The sequence below is a fragment of the Synechococcus sp. JA-2-3B'a(2-13) genome, assembly GCF_000013225.1.
Taxonomy (GTDB): Bacteria; Cyanobacteriota; Cyanobacteriia; order Thermostichales; family Thermostichaceae; genus Thermostichus.
In genome coordinates this window covers 934,612-953,686 of record NC_007776.1, presented here as the reverse complement: position 1 = coordinate 953,686, position 19,075 = coordinate 934,612, and the positions used below count along the sequence as shown (strand labels likewise).

The 19,075-nt window shown below is 57.6% G+C and carries 14 protein-coding genes and 1 pseudogene; 7 read left to right on the top strand and 8 right to left on the bottom strand.

Annotated features, from left to right (window positions below; all coding sequences use genetic code 11):
• Nucleotides 1-149: 149 nt before the first annotated feature.
• Together CYB_RS04360 and CYB_RS04355 are read right to left on the bottom strand one after the other, a co-directional pair.
• Nucleotides 150-1,088, bottom strand: coding sequence for a prohibitin family protein (locus tag CYB_RS04360; protein ID WP_011432550.1), 939 nt, complete (start codon nucleotides 1,086-1,088; stop codon nucleotides 150-152).
• An 80-nt stretch (nucleotides 1,089-1,168) separates the two neighbouring features.
• Nucleotides 1,169-1,972 carry a prohibitin family protein gene (locus tag CYB_RS04355; RefSeq protein ID WP_011432549.1) on the bottom strand — a complete coding sequence of 268 codons (804 nt, stop codon included), beginning with the start codon at nucleotides 1,970-1,972 and terminating at the stop codon, nucleotides 1,169-1,171.
• A gap of 248 nt (nucleotides 1,973-2,220) precedes the next feature.
• On the opposite strand from CYB_RS04355, the gene CYB_RS04350 reads away from it, so the two are divergent.
• Nucleotides 2,221-2,496 (top strand): hypothetical protein, encoded by a 276-nt coding sequence (locus CYB_RS04350; RefSeq protein WP_238376900.1) that lies wholly within the window; start codon nucleotides 2,221-2,223, stop codon nucleotides 2,494-2,496.
• A 182-nt stretch (nucleotides 2,497-2,678) separates the two neighbouring features.
• Here the strand turns inward: CYB_RS04350 and CYB_RS04345 are convergent, their stop codons facing one another.
• On the bottom strand, nucleotides 2,679-4,955 hold the full coding sequence (locus CYB_RS04345) for a ComEC/Rec2 family competence protein (RefSeq protein WP_011432547.1): 2,277 nt from the start codon (nucleotides 4,953-4,955) through the stop codon (nucleotides 2,679-2,681).
• Between the two features lie 257 nt (nucleotides 4,956-5,212).
• Between CYB_RS04345 and cphA the strand changes: the two genes are divergently transcribed.
• The 3 genes from cphA (at nucleotide 5,213) to CYB_RS04330 (ending at nucleotide 9,462) form a co-directional block, all read left to right on the top strand.
• On the top strand, nucleotides 5,213-7,909 hold the full coding sequence (cphA, locus tag CYB_RS04340) for a cyanophycin synthetase (protein ID WP_011432546.1): 2,697 nt from the start codon (nucleotides 5,213-5,215) through the stop codon (nucleotides 7,907-7,909).
• 360 nt (nucleotides 7,910-8,269) lie between these two features.
• Nucleotides 8,270-8,470: a hypothetical protein gene (locus tag CYB_RS04335; protein WP_011432545.1), complete on the top strand. Its 201-nt coding sequence runs from the start codon at nucleotides 8,270-8,272 to the stop codon at nucleotides 8,468-8,470.
• Between the two features lie 122 nt (nucleotides 8,471-8,592).
• Nucleotides 8,593-9,462: a prepilin peptidase gene (locus CYB_RS04330; RefSeq protein ID WP_238376899.1), complete on the top strand. Its 870-nt coding sequence runs from the start codon at nucleotides 8,593-8,595 to the stop codon at nucleotides 9,460-9,462.
• A 77-nt stretch (nucleotides 9,463-9,539) separates the two neighbouring features.
• Here CYB_RS04330 and CYB_RS04325 read toward each other — a convergent pair whose 3' ends face one another.
• Together CYB_RS04325 and CYB_RS14300 are read right to left on the bottom strand one after the other, a co-directional pair.
• Nucleotides 9,540-13,502 (bottom strand): magnesium chelatase subunit H, encoded by a 3,963-nt coding sequence (locus CYB_RS04325; protein ID WP_011432543.1) that lies wholly within the window; start codon nucleotides 13,500-13,502, stop codon nucleotides 9,540-9,542.
• A gap of 241 nt (nucleotides 13,503-13,743) precedes the next feature.
• Nucleotides 13,744-13,911 (bottom strand): annotated as a pseudogene (locus CYB_RS14300) (tyrosine-type recombinase/integrase); the annotation flags it as partial.
• Nucleotides 13,912-15,157: 1,246 nt separating this feature from the next.
• Between CYB_RS14300 and CYB_RS14295 the strand changes: the two are divergent.
• The 3 genes from CYB_RS14295 to CYB_RS04310 all read left to right on the top strand — a co-directional run bounded on the left by CYB_RS14295 (nucleotide 15,158) and on the right by CYB_RS04310 (nucleotide 16,957).
• Nucleotides 15,158-15,499 (top strand): DUF4288 domain-containing protein, encoded by a 342-nt coding sequence (locus tag CYB_RS14295; protein WP_071818147.1) that lies wholly within the window; start codon nucleotides 15,158-15,160, stop codon nucleotides 15,497-15,499.
• A 728-nt stretch (nucleotides 15,500-16,227) separates the two neighbouring features.
• Nucleotides 16,228-16,422, top strand: coding sequence for a PIN domain-containing protein (locus CYB_RS15625; RefSeq protein ID WP_202943711.1), 195 nt, complete (start codon nucleotides 16,228-16,230; stop codon nucleotides 16,420-16,422).
• A gap of 244 nt (nucleotides 16,423-16,666) precedes the next feature.
• Nucleotides 16,667-16,957, top strand: coding sequence for a nucleotidyltransferase family protein (locus CYB_RS04310; protein WP_011432542.1), 291 nt, complete (start codon nucleotides 16,667-16,669; stop codon nucleotides 16,955-16,957).
• A 290-nt stretch (nucleotides 16,958-17,247) separates the two neighbouring features.
• Here CYB_RS04310 and CYB_RS04305 read toward each other — a convergent pair whose 3' ends face one another.
• The 3 genes from CYB_RS04305 to CYB_RS04295 form a co-directional block, all read right to left on the bottom strand.
• Entirely contained in the window at nucleotides 17,248-17,748 is a 501-nt protein-coding gene (locus CYB_RS04305) for a low molecular weight protein-tyrosine-phosphatase (RefSeq protein WP_011432541.1), read from the bottom strand.
• A gap of 137 nt (nucleotides 17,749-17,885) precedes the next feature.
• Nucleotides 17,886-18,464, bottom strand: coding sequence for a leucyl/phenylalanyl-tRNA--protein transferase (gene aat, locus CYB_RS04300; protein WP_011432540.1), 579 nt, complete (start codon nucleotides 18,462-18,464; stop codon nucleotides 17,886-17,888).
• Between the two features lie 17 nt (nucleotides 18,465-18,481).
• Nucleotides 18,482-18,979, bottom strand: coding sequence for a hypothetical protein (locus CYB_RS04295; protein WP_011432539.1), 498 nt, complete (start codon nucleotides 18,977-18,979; stop codon nucleotides 18,482-18,484).
• Nucleotides 18,980-19,075: the final 96 nt, after the last annotated feature.

Genomic DNA, 19,075 nt, shown 5'->3' with positions numbered 1-19,075 from the left:
AGCCGGATTCGGCGCAACTCTACGAGGGATCCCAGCCCAGACCCCTGGCGGTAGGATGTCAACGAACTCGAATGACATCCCTTCGCCTTCAGATCTGGACACACTTTATACTCAGACTTTTAAGTCTGTACTCCGCAACTTCGCTGAACCTACTGCCCTCTTTGCAGGGCTGCCTGATGGGGATCCACATTGAGAAACACGGTGGCATCTCCCTCGACGCGGATGATGCGCAAACGGGGCAGCGAGCCCGTCGGGTTTTGGATGCGCTCTTGCAGCTTCTCGTAGAACAGCAGATCCGCCAGTTGCGCGTTCTGCGCTGCCGCTTGTCCTTTCAGCTCAATGGCCCGCTGGTTGGCCGCCGCCAAGATCAGCAGCCGCTCGGTCTCTTTTTCCTGAATTTGCGCCCGCACTGCCGCCGTTTGTGCTGTAATCGAGGCCACCTGTTTGCGTTCAATCGAGTCTCTTAAGGCTTGTGGGAAATTGGGGTTGCCCAGAAACAGGCCCTCCACCTGCACCAGAGGCAGGGTTTGGCCATCGCGGTTGACAGTAGGCATCTCTTGGCGAATCAAGTCCAGCGCTCGTTGTTCGATGGCAGCCCGCTGGCTTTTCCGGTAAAAGTCTTCCGAATTGAAAGAGGCGGAGATATCCCGGATTTTGGAGCGCACCACCGGCACCACCACCGTGGAAAGATAGTTCTCGCCGATGCTGGCGTGCAGCTCGTCCAAAGTGGCGAGGTTGGGCTTGAGGGCAATGGCCACATCGATGGCAAAGGCTTGTCCATCGGCGGTGTTCACGGTGATGGCGTTGCTGATGGCATTGGCCGAGGCAGGGTCGTTGGTAAACTCCCAAACGCGGGTGAGCACGGTGTAGGTGATCGGCGTCTCGATCCCTGGAATCCGGAAGATGACCCCCGGCAATTCTACCCGCCCCTTTTGCAGCCCGGAAAAGGTATTGAAAACTACAGTGGCATGTCCGGGCAAAGTGACGTACAGGCAAGAGCGGAGCACTCCCAGGGCCGCCAAGACGGCGATCCCTCCTACGGTTAACCAACCCACTCTGCTTTGGGGTGTTTCTCCTGTTGGATACATGGCGGCTGCTCCCGTTTTAGGGTCGGTGAGAAGAGCTGAGGAAATTGGGGACAGGCTAAAAGGATTGATTTCCTGTTGAGTTATTTGGTGATCAAAGTTTCCAGGCGGGATCCCAGTACTGTGGCTTTCACCACCTCTAGGTACTGCGGATTTTGGGTGAGGGCCTGTGCTTTGGCTCTCAATTGACCGGCTTCTGCCTCCGCTTGAGAAATGATGGTGCGGGCATCTTGGCGGGCCTGCTCGATCTCAAATTGCTTTTGCGCCAGTTGATTTTCGGCAATGGTTTTTGCCTCAATGGCCGCTACGAAATCAGGATCGAAATCCACATCCCGCAGCAGAAAATCCAAAACCTCGATGCCGTATTCCTTCAGCAGAAGAGCCACCCGTTCCCGAATTTGTCCTTGCAGCAGCGGGCGCTCCGTGGAATACAGAGCCTGGGCAGAAAAGCCGCTGGTCTCATTCAGAATGACCGACCGGACGATGGGGGCGATGCGATCCAGGTAATTTTCCCCCAGTTGCGTATAGACCTTGGGGGCGTCCACAATGCGAAACTGCAGCGTCGCCTCAGCCGCAATCTGCTGCCCATCCTGAGAAAGGGCCACCAGCCGCGGCGCGTAGGCAGTCGGGTCTTTGTCCTTCCAGGTGAGGGCCTGCGTTTTTACATCGAAGGTAACCGTGCGCGAGACAAAAGGCGGCACCCAATGGAGACCAGGCTGCAAAGCCATCGGGCTCACCCCCCCTCCCCAGGTGAACACCACCATATTTTCTCCGTTGCCCACCAATCGCAGCGGCCTGCCCATTGCCACCAGGATCAATACGGCTCCGGCAAGGGTGGCCTTGGGCAACCAGCGACCAACTCGCCTCTCCCAACCTTCTGCTCGCATCTCCCCATCTCCTGCGCATGCAGCCATTCTCGCGGCTGTGGGGAAATGAGGCTGAGAAATCGCCGCTATCTTTTAAGTTTTCTCCAGGGATCCCGCGAGAGATCCCGCGCTTGCTCGCCCACTGTTCTCAACGATGTCGAGAACTCTACAAAGTTCACAAAAGATCACTTCATACTTTGCAAAGACCCGTGACGGACAGGCGAAAAGGGAAGAAGATTAAGACATAATAAAGATTTGGGTTGCCGTTCATGCTGTCCATTCCCGATTACGAGCGGCGGGACATCCAAGTGCCACTCTCGTGCATCCCCGTTGCCGCCCGGGCCTTGATCCGGCAGGGGGTATCCGTCTGCTGGCGGGAAGAAAGCCTGTCTGCCTTGATTCGTCTGGGATCCAAAGGAGCCGCCGACCGAGCCGCCATTCTGCTGGTGGAAATGAGCCTCATGGGCCAACCTGAGGAGCTAAAAAGCTGGCTGGAGATGTGCTGGCAACTGCCCGCTTGTCCCAGGGAACCGCTGCAGGTGTAGGGGTACCCTCTGTGGACGAATGCGGGATCGGCTTCTGTAGCTATTCCTCTGTAGCTACTCTGAACATGTCTAAGACATCCCCCGCCGCCTTGCCCTGCTAGCCTCTCTCCCACTTTGTTTGGGAAGCTGCAAGCTTTTTTGCTCGAATTCTACCGAGTTTGTACCCCAGACTACAGCGCTGCTCAATCCAATTGTGACCTCAAGGTTTGCACTCCCCGCCGCGACCAGCTTACCGCTCCAGACCGATCGGCTACGTAGAGGGGTCGTTGTTTCTGCCGGAACCAGGTGACCACCGTCTCGCCGACAGAGCCAGAGCTAATGCCCGCCTGCACCTGAAAGCGCTCCAGGAGATCCAAAATCAGGGATCCCCCGTCCCACCACAGCCAGTCGATCTGGGCCGGCATCAGCGGGGATCCGGTTAGCTCGACTTGCACATGGGTGCCGGCAGAGCCCAGCAGCAGCCAATGGGATCCCTCAGCCTCCAGTGTCAACACCAGGGGATTGGTGTAGACAGCTTGCAGCCGCAGCCGCTCCGAGAAAGGCATCCGATCGCCTGGCTGCAGCACCTGATAGGGGATCTGGGCAGCTTGCACGGCACTAAGGGAACGCAGGTAACTTTCGGAAGCCGCATTAGCCCCTCCCCCATCCCAGAATTGCCCAATCGCGTTGGCGGGACGTACTCCTTTGGAGAAAGCCGACAGCAGGATCTCCCAGCCGCCATTGGCAGAGCCGGCGGAGGTCATGGCCACCGCCCCGTCCAGACGGTGCAAGCCCTGCTGCCGCAAAAAGGGCAACACCGTGCGTTCTGCCAAACGGGGATCCCCGCTGTTGAGCAAGAGGTGGCGCCCTTCCGCTTGAATGGCCAGGATGGGAATTCGTCCACTGGCCAAGGCGGTAATTTGGACCGGCGGCCCCGGCCACATCCTTGGACCCAGGAGGATGGCGGCCATGATCAGGGCTGTGCCCTGCCAGCGGAAGGCCTGTCGCCACCGCGGCCAAAAGGTTAGGGCCACCAGCGCCCCGTAGAGGAGCAAGCACTGGAGCAGGGAGACCCGGCCGGTGTAGTAGGAACTCAGAGGCCAGCTGGCCATCCAGTTCACCCAGTTGATTAAAGGCGTGATCAAAAACGTCAAGGGCCGGGCCAGCAGGGATCCCAGCCCCGGCCAGAGCAAAGCCCCAAACGCCACCCCGAACCCCGCCACCAGCAGCGGCACTAGCAGAATCAGCAGCAGCGGGTTGGCCAGCAGCGAGTAGGTGGGGATGCGGCCAAAGATGGCCACTTGCAGCGGCAAGGTCCAGATCTGGGCTGCCAGCGGAACGGCCAAGGCGGTGGCCACAGCCGGAGGCAAAAAGTCCAGCCGGGAAACAATTGGGGCTGTTCCGACCAGCAGGCCCAGGGTGGCGGCAAAGCTGAGCTGAAACCCCAGGTCTGTAATCCACAGCGGCTCGTAGATTAAGAGCAAAACTGCCGCCACCAGTAGCGTCCCCAGGGGATTGAGCTTCACCTTTCCTTCCAGGCGCGGCTCCGTCAGCACCAGCATGGCCGCCGCCCCCATCAGTGCCGCTCGCAACACCGAAGGGCTGAACCCCGTGAGGGCGGTATAAAGCCCCAGCACCGCCAGGATGCTCCCCTGCTGCAGGCGCACCGCCAACCGCCGTGTTAGGACAAACACCACCCCCACCAACAGCGACACATGGAACCCAGAGGCGGCCAGCGCATGGGCCATGCCGATTTCCCGGAAGGCATCCTGCAAGTCGAAATCCAATTGGGCGGCCCGGGATCCCAGCACCAAGGAAGCCAACAGATTCCCCTGCCGCTCCCCCAATCCAGCAACGAACGCCTCTCGCACCCGCCGCCGCAACACCCAGCCCCCCCAACCTCTTCCCCCCGGCTGCAGGATCACCTCACGGGCGCTGAAGCCGGCAAAAGCCCCCTGGCGCTGCAGGTAGGCTTGAAAATCAAAGCTGCCCGGGTTCAAGGCCGGACTGGGCAGGTACAGGGATCCCGTCAGGCGCACCCGTTGGTTGGGGTGGAGATCCTTGTCCTGGAGGGCCTCAGGGCCGGTGGTGACGTAGAGCTTGCCGCTGACCTGGCGGGCCGTGGAGTCGGCGTTGAGCACCTGCTCTGCTCTCAGCCAAAATTGCCGCCGTTCGCTGCGGGTGGGACGAGGTTCCGAGAGGACGGTGCCCACCAAGTTCATCTGCTGCTGGGGGGCCAACAGGCTGATATCCGTCGGCCCGGGAAAAGGCTGCCGCCAACCCAGGTAATTCCAAGCCAGACACCCCACCAGACCCATCGCCAGCCAAGTGCGGGCCAGACGCGGTTGCCGCCGGCACAGCAGGGATCCCGCCAGCCCCAATCCCAGAGGGATCCCCCAGCCCCACCCGGCAGCTTGGGGCCAAGCCCGCACCAGCAGGCCTAAGATCCAGCCCAACCCCAGCAGATAGGTTCTTTCCATGTGCCGCAGACCCGTCTGCCCCCCACTGTACCGATGTGGTCAAGCGGGATCCATTGCGTTGTCTTAACCTTGCTCGCCTGCCGAAAGAATTGTATTAAAGGATACTCTTTCTCGACCTTGGCAAAGGGAGTGTAGATTAGGGCTGGTCGCGCCAGCGGGATGTAGTCCTTGGCAGTTTCCTGCGCCGGCATCCTGAAAACGACCCTAAAACGACCCTAAGTTATCTGTCCCCTTCCCCGCTGTTTCCCCTAGACCCTATGCGCATCCGATCCATCCGCGTTCTCAGTGGCCCCAACTACTGGAGCATCCGTCGTCATAAGCTGATTCAAATGCGGCTTGATCTGGAAGACTTGCAGGAGCGACCCACCAACACCATCCCGGGTTTCAAAGAAAGGTTGGAGGCCCTGTTGCCGGGACTGTGGGAACACCAGTGCTCCCGCGGCTGCTATGGGGGATTCTTGCAACGGGTGGAAGAGGGCACCCTCATGGGCCATGTGGTGGAGCATGTGGCCTTGGAACTGCAGACTCTGGCCGGCATGAAAGTGGATTTTGGCCGCACCCGCGAAACCTCCACCCCCGGCACCTACAACGTCGTGTTCGAGTATCAAGAGGCAGAGGCCGGGCGCTTTGCGGCCAAAGCTGCAGTCTACCTCTGTCAGGCTTTGGTGGATGGAGAAGACTACCGCCGCGACCTAGAACTGGACATTCAAGAGTTGCGAGAGATCCGAGAGAACGTCCGCTTCGGCCCCAGCACCCAAGCTTTGCTGGACGAGGCCGCCCTGCGCGGGATCCCCTATCTGCGCCTCAACAAGGGATCCCTGGTGCAACTGGGGTACGGCGTCTACCAAAAGCGCATCGAAGCCACCACCACTGAAAAAACCAGCATCATTGCCGCCGACCTGGCCGCCGACAAGCGGGCCACCAAAGAACTGCTGCAGGACATGGGGATCCCGGTGCCCAAGGGCTATACGGTGCGTCGCCGCAGCGAGTTGGCAGCCACCATCGAGGATGTCGGGGGCTTTCCGGTGGTGATCAAGCCCCTTAACGCCAACCACGGCAAGGGCATCACCGTCAACATCACCAGCCTGGAAGCCGCCGAGATCGCCTACGATGCCGCCAGCCAATACTCCGATGTGGTGTTGGTGGAAAAGCACCTGGTGGGGGATGACTACCGACTGCTGGTGATCAACAACAAGCTGGTGGCTGTGGCCAAGCGGATCCCAGCCTATGTGGTGGGAGATGGCCGCTCCACCATTCAAGAGCTGATCGACGAAGTCAACAGGGATCCGCGGCGGGGGTTTGGCCACGAAAACGTGCTGACCCAAATCAGCGTTGATGACATGACCCTGCGTATCCTCGAAAGCAAAGGCTACACCCTGGATACGGTGCTGCCCAAAGGAGAACATTGCACCCTCAAATCCACCGCCAACCTGAGCACCGGAGGCATCGCCGTCGATTGCACCGATATCATCCATCCCTACAACGCCTTCATTGCCGAACGGGCAGCTCAGATCATCGGCCTGGATGTGGCGGGCATCGACCTCATCTGCCCGGACATTGCCCAGCCCGTCAACGAAACCGGGGGCGGCATTGTCGAGGTGAACGCTTCTCCGGGTTTGCGCATGCACCTGGCCCCCAGCGAAGGGATCCCGCGCAATGTGGCTGAGCCCATCATCGACATGCTCTTTCCCCCCGGCAGCCACACCCGCATCCCCATCCTGGCCGTCACCGGCACCAACGGCAAAACCACCACCACCCGCCTGATCGCCCACATCCTCAAAGGCATCGGCAAGCGGGTCGGCTTTACCACCACCGACGGCGTTTACATCCAAAACCATCAAATTGCCAAGGGAGACATGACCGGCCCCCACAGCGCCCGCCTGGTGCTCAGGGATCCCACCGTAGAAGTGGCGGTGCTGGAAACGGCGCGAGGCGGCATTTTGCGAGAGGGGCTGGGGTTTCCGGAATGCGATATTGGCGTGGTGCTCAACGTAACCTCAGATCACCTAGGGTTGGGGGATATCGAAACCCTAGAAGACATGGCCCGCGTCAAATCCGTCTTGGTGGAAGCGGTACACGAGCGGGGCTACGCTGTCTTGAATGCCGATGATGGTCTGGTGGCCGCCATGGCCGCCAATGTCAAGGCGACAGTGGCCTATTTCAGCATGAACCCGGAAAATCCCCTCATTCAAAAGCACATTGCTTCCGGGGGCATAGCAGCTGTCTATGAAGAGGGCCACATCTCAATTTTGAAACGGGGCTGGAAACTGCGCATAGAAGATGTAACCAAAATTCCCCTCACCCTCTCTGGCAAGGCCAGCTTCATGATCCAAAATGTGCTGGCCGCTACTTTGGCAGCCTTCCTGCACGGGGTTTCCATCGACGACATCCGCATGGCGCTGGGCACCTTCACCAGTTCTGTGGCCCAAACCCCTGGTCGCCTCAACTTGTTCGATGTGGGGGGCTACCAAGTGCTGGTTGACTATGCCCACAACCCAGCAGGTTACGAAGCCATTCAAAGTACCCTGGAGCGCTGGGATTGCCAACGAAAAATTGGGGTTATCGGCGGGCCTGGGGATCGGCGCAACAGCGACCTACGAGAGCTGGGAGTCTTGGCAGCGCGCATGTTCGACCGAGCCATTGTCAAAGAAGATGATGACCGGCGAGGACGGGAACCAGGCGAGGTGGCCGCCCTAATCCGGCAGGGTTGGGAACAGGAAAAGGCAGGGGATCGTCTGCAGGAAATCTTGGATGAGGCAACTGCTATCGAAACCGCTCTGGAGAAAGCCGAACCCGGAGACCTGGTGGTGATCTTTCCGGCGGATGTACAGCGCACCATCCAGATCATCACCCGCTTTCAAGACAAGCTCAACCCCAAACCCAGTTACCGTGGCTCCTCCTACAGCATCGGCCCAGATTTGATCTCCCCCAGCCCTGACGTCAAACTGTCTTAGGCTGGCTGCCGACAACTCCAGAGTGCTCTATGGCCTCCATTCCTGGACAGACATCGAGAATTGAGTGGGCGGAGGTGACCCATAAGTCCTCGGCGGCGATATCCTAAGTTTAGGCTGGCGGGGGCAGGGCAGTTTGTCTCTTCTCTTAGAAAGAAGCAGGTGTTCGGCTTGAGGGATCCCCGGCTTTCAAGGGGCCCTAAGCATCTCCAAAAAAAGCCTGAGGACGTCAGGGATCCAGACGTCAGGGATCCAAAAGGGCTTGAGGATCCTATCCCGCTAACGAGCAAGGACTCCGTCTCGCTGACATAATGGGAAGGTCGTTAGGGTAGTCGTGAACTTGGCAAGGTAGGAAAACAGCTCATGGACAGCGCTCTGCTTCAAGCGGCTCGCCAGATTTATCAATTTCATCTGCAGTATCGACCGGAAGTGCTGGAGCAACCTCCGCGGGGGGTAGTTATTCACCGCCGTACCCTGCGAGGGGATCTGATCTTTTCCGAGTTCCCCATCCTGCTGCCCCAGGAAACTTTTATTCCGCTGCAGCAATTGGAGCCGCTGCGGTGAGGCACAAGGAGCTACGCTGACAGAGCAGATCCTTCCTTTTTCTGCCTTTAGGGACTCCGTCCTGCCGACGCGATGGGAATGGCTGCCATGCTCGAGATTCTCCCCTACTGCACAACGCTCACATGATGTGGCTGAGCATGATGTGGCTGAGCAGCGCCGACGCCAACAGAATCTGGGAGCTGCGCCTGTTGGCCTGGGTGCTGGTACTGGTGCTGGGGGCCTGTGTGGGCAGCTTCTTGAACGTGGTGGTCTATCGCCTGCCGCAGGGTCTTTCTCTGCTCCATCCCGGATCCCATTGTCCAAGCTGCAAGACGCCGCTGGGCCCCACGGAGAACATTCCCATCCTAGGCTGGTTGTTGCTGCGCGGTCGCTGCCGCCATTGTGGAGCGCAGATTAGCTGGCGCTACCCTGCCGTTGAGGCGTTGACAATGGGCCTGTTTGCCCTCAGCATCGGCGCTTTGGGGTTTTCTGCCCAAGGGATCCTCACCTGCATCTTGTTGAGCTGGCTGTTGGCCCTGGCGCTCATCGATCTGGATACCTTTTTGCTGCCGGAGGAGCTGACCCGTTCAGGCCTGGTGGTGGGGCTTTTGGCCCGCCTGGCTCTGCCGTGGCTCCAGGGATCCGGATCCCTGGCCGCTACAGGCCTGTCACTGGTGGAAGGGATTGCAGGAGCTGTGCTGGGCCTCTGGCTGCTGGAGGGCATTGGCCTCTTGGCCCGTTGGGTCTTGGGGCGGGAGGCTATGGGCGGGGGAGATGGCAAGCTGTTGGCCCTGATCGGCATGTGGTTGGGCTGGCAGGGGGTGGTGGTGGCCCTTCTTTTTGGTTCCGGGTTTGGCCTGCTGGCTGGCTTGCTGGCCATGACCAAGGGGCGGGCCCGCTTGGGAAAACCCATTCCCTTTGGCCCCTACCTGGCCTTGGGTGGAGGGGTAGCCGCTCTAGCCGGATCCCAACTGGTGGAGGGCTACCTGCGCTGGCTTGACCTGGTGGGGTAGAGCTACCCTGCCCCCCTCCCCAGGAGAGAGAGGGGTAGAGATGCCCGTTCGGGCCAACTTAGGACAGGGAGAACTCTCTACTCCACCCCCTCGATCCGGTCTTCCACTTCCTGGTACAGCTCCTGCAGACGCTCGATATTGGCCTGGGAAGTCTGCCAGTAGCCACGCCCATGCACCTCCAGCAGGGATCCGACAATGCGCCGGAAGGAGTGGGGATTGAGGTTCATCAAGCGCTGCCGCATGGCCTCATCCTTGATGAAGGTCTCGTTGGTTTCTTCGTAGATCCAGTTGTCCACCGCGCCTGCCGTAGCTGACCAGCCGGAGGTGTTGACCAGCCGCTTGGCGATCTCCCGTACCCCTTCGTAGCCGTGCTTGAGCATCCCCTCATACCACTTGGGGTTGAGGAGCTTGGTGCGGGCGTCCAGACGGATGGTTTCGCTCAGGGTGCGGATCTGGGCGTTGGGCGTGGTGGTATCTGCCATGTAGGCCGAGGGGGCCTTGCCGTCGGGGCGCAGGCTTTGCACCAGCTTGGTGGGATCCGCGTCGAAGTAGTGGCTGACATCGGTCAGGCTGATCTCCGAGGAGTCCAGGTTCTGGAAGGTCACATCCACCGTCTTCAAGCTGGCTTCAAAAAGCTGTCGCATCTGCTGGTTGGGCAGGTTGGAGCCGAAGGCAAAGGACTTGCGGGATAGGTACATCTCCCGCAGCTCGCTTTCATCTTCCCAAGAGCTGTTTTCCACCGCCAGGTTGATGTTGGCGGAGTAGGATCCGGAAGCGTTGGAAAAGACCCGCGTTGCCGCCTGCTCCAACGTCAGCCCCAGTTCTTCTGCCTGCTGCAAGGCGTGCTTGCGCACAAAGTTCAGCTCCGGTGGCTCCACCGCTGCGGCCGCCAGCTTCACCGCCCGGTCGATCAGGTCCATCTGGTTAACAAACAGATCCCGGAACACCCCCGAGCAGTTCACCACCACATCAATGCGGGGCCGGCCCAGTTCCTCTAAGGGGATTAACTCCACCTTGTTCACCCGCCCCAGGGCATCGGGTTTGGGTCGCACCCCCAGCAAACACAGCACCTGCGCCAGCGACTCCCCGTAGGTCTTGATGTTGTCGGTGCCCCAGAGCACCACCGAGATGGTCTCCGGGTACTTGCCGCCGTTACTGCTCATCTCGCGAGCCAGCAGCCGTTCCACCACGATCTCCGCAGACTTAATCGCGGCTGCCGTGGGGATGGACTGGGGATCCAAAGCGTGGATGTTGCGCCCTGTCGGCAACACATTGGGGTTGCGGATGGGATCCCCTCCTGGCCCCGGCAAAATGTACTCCCCTTCCAAGGCCCGCAGCAGGGATCCCAGCTCATAATCTGCCGTAATTTGCTTGAGGCACTCCTCCAGAAATTCAAACAAGGGCTTCAAAAGATCCGGATCCACCTGGGGGTAGCCCGCTTCTTTTAGGACTGCCAACCAGGGGGCTTGCCGGCCCATGTTGAAAAAGTTGAGCTTGGCCACCCTAGAGACCCGCCCCTGGGCGTCGGTCTGCTCCTGCACCAGCGCCGCCACCGCCTTCTGGCAGGCCTTGTTGATGCGATCCAGCAGCTCCGTATCCGCCAGGTGTCCCCGATCCCGGTTGCGGTAGATCTCGTCGATATCCCGGCCCAGGCTTTGGGCAAGAATGCGGGGCAGGCCGAGGATCCCTTCTTCGGGGCGGTCAATGCTGGCAATGCTCACCAGGGTGGCAATCGCCTCCTCTGCCGTGGGGGGCGCTCCAATGACGTGCAGACCACAGGGCAACAGCCGCGACTCGATCTCCATGAGCTTGGCGTAGATCTTGCCCACCACCGTGTCCCGCTCTTCCAAGCTCAACTGGGCAGCATCCCCCGCAGGAAGATCCACATCCTTGTCCAGGTTCACCAGCCGCGCCTTGTCGCAGATGGCGTTGACGATGGCGATGCCCCGCGCCCCCTCCCGCAGGGTTTGGTAGGAGCCGATCATCTCCCGCAGCTCTTGCAGCCCCTTGTAGAGGCCGGCGTTTTCTGCCGGCGGCGTCAGGTAGCTGATGGTACAGGCGTAGCCCCGCCGCTTGGCAATAGTGGCCTCACTGGGGTTGTTGGCGGCGTAGTAGTACAGGTTGGGCAGGGATCCAATTAGATTATCCGGATAGCACTCGCCCGACATGCCGATCTGCTTGCCCGGCATAAACTCCAGGGATCCATGGGTGCCAAAGTGCAACACCGCATCCGCCCCCCACACTTTCTCCAGGTAGGTGTAGTAGGCGGCAAAGCCGTGGTGAGGGCTGGCTGACCTGGAAAAAAGCAGCCGCATGGGATCCCCTTCATAGCCGAAGGTGGGCTGCACCCCGATGAACACATTGCCAAAGTGCTTGCCGTAGATCAACAGATTTTGCCCATCGGTATTCAGGTGCCCCGGCGCTGGCCCCCAGTATTGCTCGATGGCTTTCACGTAGGGTGTCAGCGCCTCGTACTCCCGCACCGACAGTTTGGCGGCCACATTCAGCTCCGGGCTGGCGTACTGGGCCTGGGGATCGTGGAGGATGGACTCCATCAGCTCCTGCGGGGTTTTGGGCAGCTCTGGCCCCAGGTCGTAGCCGTTGTGGGCCAGGGCCTGCATCACCCGGTGAATAGAGGCAAATACATCCAGGTAGGCTGCTGTCCCCACATTGCCTTTGTCCGGTGGGAAGCTGAAGACGGTGATGGCGATCTTCTTCTCCAGCTTGGGCTTGCGCCGCAAATTGGCCCATTTAATGGCCCGCGCCGCGATCAGCTCGATCCGATCCTGCATTGCGTGAGCTTTGCCGGTGGCCGCATCCCGCCCTGAGAGGATGATGGGATCGATGGCCCCGTCCAGCTCGGGAATGGCAATCTGCAGAGCCACCTGCACCGGGTGCAGCCCCAGGTCGCTGGCAGCCCATTCCTCCGTCGATTGAAACACCAAGGGCAGCGCCACCATGTAGGGGCGATTCAGCCGTTGCAGCGCTTCCACCGCCTTGGGGTGATCCTGCCGCGCCGGCCCTCCCACCAGGGCAAACCCGGTTAGCGACACGACCACATCCACAATGGGCGCTGTCTTCTGCGCGTTCCAGAAAAACTCGTTCACTGGCTTGGAGAAATCTAGACCCCCGGCAAACACCGGCACCACCCGCGCCCCGCGCGACTCCAGCTCTTGCACCATGGCCACGTAGTGGGCATCATCCCCCGTCACCAGGTGGGTGCGCTGCAACACCAACCCCACGCAGGGAGCCAAGGGATCCTTCACCTCCTCTGGCAGATCCTCGCGGGCGTTGTACCAATCCCAATACTCCGCCAGGCTGGCAAACATCTGCGGCGCCAGCGGGTGCCAAATGCCCATTTCCAGATAGGTGACCGGCTCGGCAAACTTGACCTGATCCCGCATCCCCGGCAGGTAGCGATCCGCCAGCATCAGCAAAAAGTTCTCCAGGTTCTCGCGGGATCCGCCCAGCCAGTACTGGAAGCTAAGCATGAAGTTGCGGGCATCCTGGGCCTTGTCAAAGGGCAGGTACTTCAGCACCTTGGGCAGCGTCTGCAACAGCTTCAGCATCCCCTCCTGGAAGTTGGATCCCTGCTGGCGCTTGCGCATGAACTGGGCAATGGCGCTCTTGGACTGTCCCAGCTGCGCCATAGAAAAGGATCCCATCTTGTTCAGGCGCATCACCTCCGGCATGGAAGGGAAGACCACCACCGCATCCAGCCGCTCCCGCAGGGGCTGCACCGCCTGCACCACCTTCTGGGCAATGTCCTCAATAAAGATCAGGGAGCCAATAAAAACATTGGCCGTCTCCAGATCCCGCCGGAAAGCCTCATACCCCGAGGGATCCCGCAGCTCCTCCACCAAGTAGCCAGACAGCTCCACCGCCAGCTTGGGGTTGCGGGCGTTGATGCGCTGCACCGCTGCTGTCAGAGCACTCTGATACTGCGGCTCCAACACCACGTACACCACCTTCATCAGTCGGCGCCCCCCTAGCTCGTCAGGGGCCACGTGGCGGGTGATGGGCTTAACCAGAGTAAACATGCGGTCGCTCTCCGTTGTGCAATGCAGAAATTGGGTAAACCGGGGAAAGGATTCTGTCCTGCTAACGCGAAAGGACTCCGTCCCGCTGACGCGATAGGCAGGATCCCCTATTGTCTGTTTCCCGTTCTACCAGAGAAACGGATCCCTGCCGGGGGTATGACGGCAAGGTCGTAATAATTCGCAATGATCGCTGAGATACTGTAAAGGGGAAGAGGATCCCTTCCCCAGAGAGCGTCCCCTTCTAAGGATCCAATGGACTTCTCACCCCGCGCCCGCCTTTATTCAGCACATGGGTGTAAATCATGGTGGTTTTGACATCTTTGTGGCCCAACAATTCTTGGACGGTGCGGATGTCGTAGCCGTTTTGCAGGAGATGAGTGGCAAAACTATGGCGGAAGGTGTGGCAAGTAAACTACCCGGCTCCGTACCGCTTTAGCGATACAGAGTAGGCTTTTAGTAGCCCTGGGCCTGCTCTGCTCTACCAGAGAACAAAACAGGCCCGAACCTCTAGGCTGGTTTACGGCAGCCCCAATCGACCGTTACCAGTGCCTTAAATAACCGTTTCTGGTGTCCGCACTATTATCATAACATAGAGCAAATAAAGTTGCACATTCCTCCCGACACTGACTTTATGAGTACAGTGTGCGGATCCTGCGATTTCTAGCTGACTTGCTCCAGGAGCTTTCTGAGTCTAGGTATGGGTGTGTTAATGCTCATTCAGCCAGATAAAAACCCTTTGGAGGTAATTATCGCTCAAAATGTTGACTATACAGACAAATTAGGGCAGCATTACACTAGGCGATGGAAAAGTCTGCTTCTTAGGTGATTATCAGTCATCTAGCTGCAGAAACACATGTTATGTTGCCAGCGCCAGAGTTGTGCCTAGTCAGGTTTGTTGATGAAGGGGCGCTGGGGTCGGTGGGTAGCCGAGGCGATCGGTACACAAATCCACACAACATAACAAGTCGCTGCACCTGACCCAGTGCTATACTCTGAACCTTGTCCTCTCAATTAGCACGAGTGAAGCAAACTGATGGATCTCATTGTATGAAAGCTCAACCATTTAAGCTCGCACAGTTTTTTCTAATACTGTTATCGCTGCTCCTATTTGTGGGTTGTGGCAGTGGATCTCGGACTGCTTCGACTATTAACTCGGATCCATCACTGTCCATCATTAGGGTAGAACGGTCACAGCCAGGTGATCCCGTCGATTGCAGTACCTGTTGTCGTCGATGTGTGACGGGTAAAGCCTGTGGCAATAGCTGCATCAACGTCAGCTTGAAGTGCCATCAACCGCCGGGATGTGCCTGCAATAAGGTAGAAGATAGCTGTTATCTGCCTAAAGGTAGAAGATAGCTGTTATCTGCCTGCCCCGGATCCCTGTGCCCCATCCGTAGAGCGATCCCTATCCTCAGCGGATCCAGCTTTCTACACCGCCAGTTGTCCGTCTGCCGACTGTGTTGCTAATAACAATTTGGGTGACATTGCTGATAGCTTCATTAGCAGATGCCGAAAAGCATCAATCAGACAAGAATTTCCAGGAGAGCTTTTGAACGAAACACTTGGCAACATAAAGGCGGGAAATGCCGCAAACTACAAGAAAGCGTGGAAGCTGTTAAATGATCGCGGATTTTTGAAATAGTTGGAGAATCAGAATGGATCGTCAAGACATAAACGTTTATATCGCTGTGTTAGTTTATGAATCTTCATCATCATCGCCAGACTATAAAACTCTTTTCGAAGGGAGTTTTATGCTAATAAAGGCTAGTTCTCTAGAAGAAGCAAATCAGAAAGCCCAGGAATATGCAAACGCTCATACATATACATTTAATAATGAAGTAGGTGACTCAATAACGTGGAAGTTAAAGCATATTGTTGATGTGAATCAAGTTTTGTATGATGTCGATCTTGATGGAGCAGAAATTTACGCTCGACATTTTCGTAATTATCAAGCATATAAAGAGTTTGAACCACTTTTGTCAGGTGAAGAACTATAGTTTGGCTTTCCTATGCTCAATTCTAATGGTCTCAATTCAATTCAATGTACTCAATACAATAAGCAAAAAAAATGGATCCCTCAACCAAGCTCAGAAATCTCGATATAGCCCGAGCCTCATCCCAGATCATTGTCATTATGTTGCCAGCCTTGGTAGAAAGTCAGTGATTGGGTAGGGATCCCTGGGGGCTGGTCACTGAGGATCCTGATACCTTTAGGGAGGGAGAGTCACTCAACATAACAAGTCACTGCACCCGACCTTGGGATAGGTTATTGGCTGGGATCCCGGATTTGGGGTGGCGGGTGAGTTAAGGCGTTAGATGGCTGATCGATGCGGTTCATAATGAGAAGTCTGCCGATGAAGAGATGTATAGCTCTCAGGGTTATGGCCTCGGCGCTGCTCGTCTTGCCACTGACATCTGTACCGACTCACGCTCAGGGAGGGCGCGCTGATATTGAGATCGATTTCGGCGCGTGTACTCCTGAGCGGCGGTTGGTCTTCTTCGCCTTCGGCTCTACGACCATCGAAGTGGCGGGTAAGGCGGGGGGGAGATGCGTAATGAGGTACGGGACCGAAATCGAGAATCCGATTTGGGATGGGTTCCTTGATAAGACATGCAGGGTGCCACTGCAAGCAGGGAGGCTAAGGTTCACGGTGAGGGATGACGGGGTTGATTTCTCCCCCCTCAAGTCACACTGTGTTCCCACCCCACGTGTAAAGAAGAAGAATTGAGCGATGTCCTGCGGCGCAAAGGATTTGAAAGGTATATAACCGAGGAAGAACGGATGGAGTTCTTGAGCACTTTTGTTAGAGATGGCGTCTTGGTGGAGATTGTAGAGCGCGTGGCGACGTGTCGTGATCCCAAAGACGACAAGTTTCTTGAACTGGCTGTTAATGGCAAGGCAAGATGTGCGTGCCGTTAGATGTACCCAGAGACAAGATGATGAGCAAGCTCAAATGCCCTCATTGCGGGAACCCAGGGATCCCTGTCCTCTGCAAGGTGTGCCTCGGCTCAACTGTGCCTGCGACCTGCAAAGCGTTATGAATCTTTGTTTGAGTCGTAATTGAGAGGAAATAGGTGAGCTATAATTCCTAATGGACTTTTCTTAGAGGAAATAGGTGAGCTATAATTCCTAATGGACTTTTCTTTTCATTGCAGGTTGGGTAATGCAAAAACAGGAAGTCCTTACATTACTGGCAAATCACCAGAACACTCTGAAGGACTTTGGCGTAAAGTCTCTAATGCTCTTTGGTTCAGTAGCAAGGGATGAAGCGCAAACAGACAGTGATATCGATCTGCTAGTAGAGTTTGACCGTCCAGTTGGATTGTTCACTTTTGCACGCTTGAAACGATATCTAGAGGAAATTTTAGAGAGTCCGGTTGATCTAGGTACGCCTGACTCCCTCAAGCCCTATCTGCAAGAATCCGTTCTCCGGGAGGTGGTTCGTGCCTTCTAGAGATTGGCAGAACAGAGTAAGATCGGAAATAGAGGCAATTAAGTTAGATGAGGATCCCTCTGGGCCAGGATATATGGTTGTTTCAGACTGCAGGAAAGCAACTTGGGGATCCCAGGTTCCCCTAGTCTGCTTTGGGAGACAGATAAGGGGTATGTTTGTGTTGGCCGGTTAGAGATCGAAGGCAGGGCAAATGTCCCAGACTTATTCGGAATGACTATCGCAAACGGAGCTATTGTACTGGCTACCGTCTCATCGCCATTTGAATTAACTTTAAATAAACACACAAGCTCTCAAGCACGGGGGGGCAACGGTGGGCATTGGATCCCGGGAACCAGGGATTCCAGCAAGCCGCTACAGGCATCCCAGAGCAGCTCGATCACGTAATGGAATCCAGCCTCACCCCCGTAGTAGGGATCCGGAACTTCTTCGTCAGAATGAGAGCGGCAATAGCTGCACATCAGGCGCACTTTCTCGGCATATTTTCCCTGGGGATCCAAGCTGAGAATGTCGCGGTAATTTTGTCGATCCATAGCCAGGATCAGGTCAAACTCGCGCAGGTCGGCAGGTCGAATCTGGCGGGCCTTGCCTTGTAGCTCTAGGCCATAGCATCGGGCTGCTTGTTGCATGCGCCTATCTGGGGGGCTGCCGATGTGATAGGCTGCCGTACCTGCTGAGTCGCAGATAATTGCTTCCTTATGGCCGCTGCTGCGCAAAAGGTGATTGGTGATGCCCTCAGCAGTGGGAGAGCGACAGATGTTACCCAGACAGACAAACAGAAGCTTTTGGCTCATGGCAACCTCCCCATCGGATCCCATGTGTGGGCCCACCACAGGATGTATCCGCCTGCAACAGCGGGACGGATTCCCTTTCTATTTTCCACCAAGAGCCGCTGCAATGTTTTGCCGGCGGCTATCGTAACATTGCAGATTTAATTGAACCGACAAGGGATCCCCAGGCACTGCTGCAATAGCTTCAGGTACTCTTGTCCATCCATGAGAAAAGCACCAAAACGGGCCAGGTGCGGGTTCATCAACTGAGCGTCGAATAGGCGAAAGCCCCGCTCCCGTAAGTGCTCCACCAACTTCACCAAGGCCACCTTCGAGCCGTTGGGGATGCGGTAGAACATCGACTCGCCGATAAACGCCGCTCCAAGGGCAATACCCAGGATCCCGCCTGCCAAGGTCTCTCCCTGCCAGGTTTCAAAGCTGTGGGCAAAGCCAGACCGGTGCAGAGCTGCGTAAATCTGCTTCAGCTCGGGGCTAATCCAGGTTTGGGGACGAGCGGCACAGCCCTCTACCACCTGCTCAAAAGCGCAGTTCAGCCGCACCTGAAAGCGACCGCTGCGCACCAAGGGCCGCAACGAACGGGGGCAGTGAAATCGCTCATCGAGGGGGATCACCGCGTGCCGGCCGGTGCCGTACCAGGCCAGGGATCCCGTCTCTTCGTCGGCCATCAGAAAGTAGCCTTGGGCATAGCCTGACAAAATGGTGGCCAGATCCACCTGCATTGCCTCAGTTGCGCTCCTCAAGATTGCCATTCTGCAGAGAGGCTGGCAAAATCCCCCCCATTGGCCCTGGGGTGACAATCCACACAGCCGCTCACCCGCACAGGAGTGGGAAACTCCACTTGCAGATGCAGGGCACGGAAATAGCGAGAATCTGCCAAGCGATAGGGCACCTGTTCCCCCTGTCGCAGGGGCCGGGAGTTGGGCCGCAAATAGCCCCAGGCCAGTTGTAAAGCCACGCCGCTCAGGGGCTGGATCTGCTGGCCATAGTGGTTGGGATCCTGCAGCAGCCGTCGCCAGGTTTCAGTGGGCAACACTTGGGCGGGCAACGCCACATGGCAACTGCCACAACTGCGCACATATTGAGCTTGCTCCAGTTGGGCTTGAGTCAGGCCCTGCTGCGCTTGTGCTCCCAGGTTCTGCGCTGATCCCGCCAGCAGGGATCCCATAAACCCGGCCAGGATGACTACCATGCTGCAAATCCAAAACCGCCGGCGTCGTCCTTGCAAAGGAGCCATGCTCTCACACCCACTGCCCATGCTTTCCCACTCTAGACCCACTCTAGATCAGGTGGCCGCTCGCCACAGTGGGACGGAGTCCATAAGATCCGGCCT

Bases quoted from the DNA above. Each gene is read 5' to 3' on its own strand.
- CYB_RS04360 (WP_011432550.1), bottom strand. From the start codon at position 1,088: ATGTATCCAACAGGAGAAACACCCCAAAGCAGAGTGGGTTGGTTAACC.
- CYB_RS04355 (WP_011432549.1), bottom strand. From the start codon at position 1,972: ATGCGAGCAGAAGGTTGGGAGAGGCGAGTTGGTCGCTGGTTGCCCAAG.
- CYB_RS04350 (WP_238376900.1), top strand. From the start codon at position 2,221: ATGCTGTCCATTCCCGATTACGAGCGGCGGGACATCCAAGTGCCACTC.
- CYB_RS04345 (WP_011432547.1), bottom strand. From the start codon at position 4,955: ATGGAAAGAACCTATCTGCTGGGGTTGGGCTGGATCTTAGGCCTGCTG.
- cphA (WP_011432546.1), top strand. From the start codon at position 5,213: ATGCGCATCCGATCCATCCGCGTTCTCAGTGGCCCCAACTACTGGAGC.
- CYB_RS04335 (WP_011432545.1), top strand. From the start codon at position 8,270: ATGGACAGCGCTCTGCTTCAAGCGGCTCGCCAGATTTATCAATTTCAT.
- CYB_RS04330 (WP_238376899.1), top strand. From the start codon at position 8,593: ATGATGTGGCTGAGCATGATGTGGCTGAGCAGCGCCGACGCCAACAGA.
- CYB_RS04325 (WP_011432543.1), bottom strand. From the start codon at position 13,502: ATGTTTACTCTGGTTAAGCCCATCACCCGCCACGTGGCCCCTGACGAG.
- CYB_RS14295 (WP_071818147.1), top strand. From the start codon at position 15,158: ATGGATCGTCAAGACATAAACGTTTATATCGCTGTGTTAGTTTATGAA.
- CYB_RS04310 (WP_011432542.1), top strand. From the start codon at position 16,667: ATGCAAAAACAGGAAGTCCTTACATTACTGGCAAATCACCAGAACACT.
- CYB_RS04305 (WP_011432541.1), bottom strand. From the start codon at position 17,748: ATGAGCCAAAAGCTTCTGTTTGTCTGTCTGGGTAACATCTGTCGCTCT.
- aat (WP_011432540.1), bottom strand. From the start codon at position 18,464: ATGCAGGTGGATCTGGCCACCATTTTGTCAGGCTATGCCCAAGGCTAC.
- CYB_RS04295 (WP_011432539.1), bottom strand. From the start codon at position 18,979: ATGGCTCCTTTGCAAGGACGACGCCGGCGGTTTTGGATTTGCAGCATG.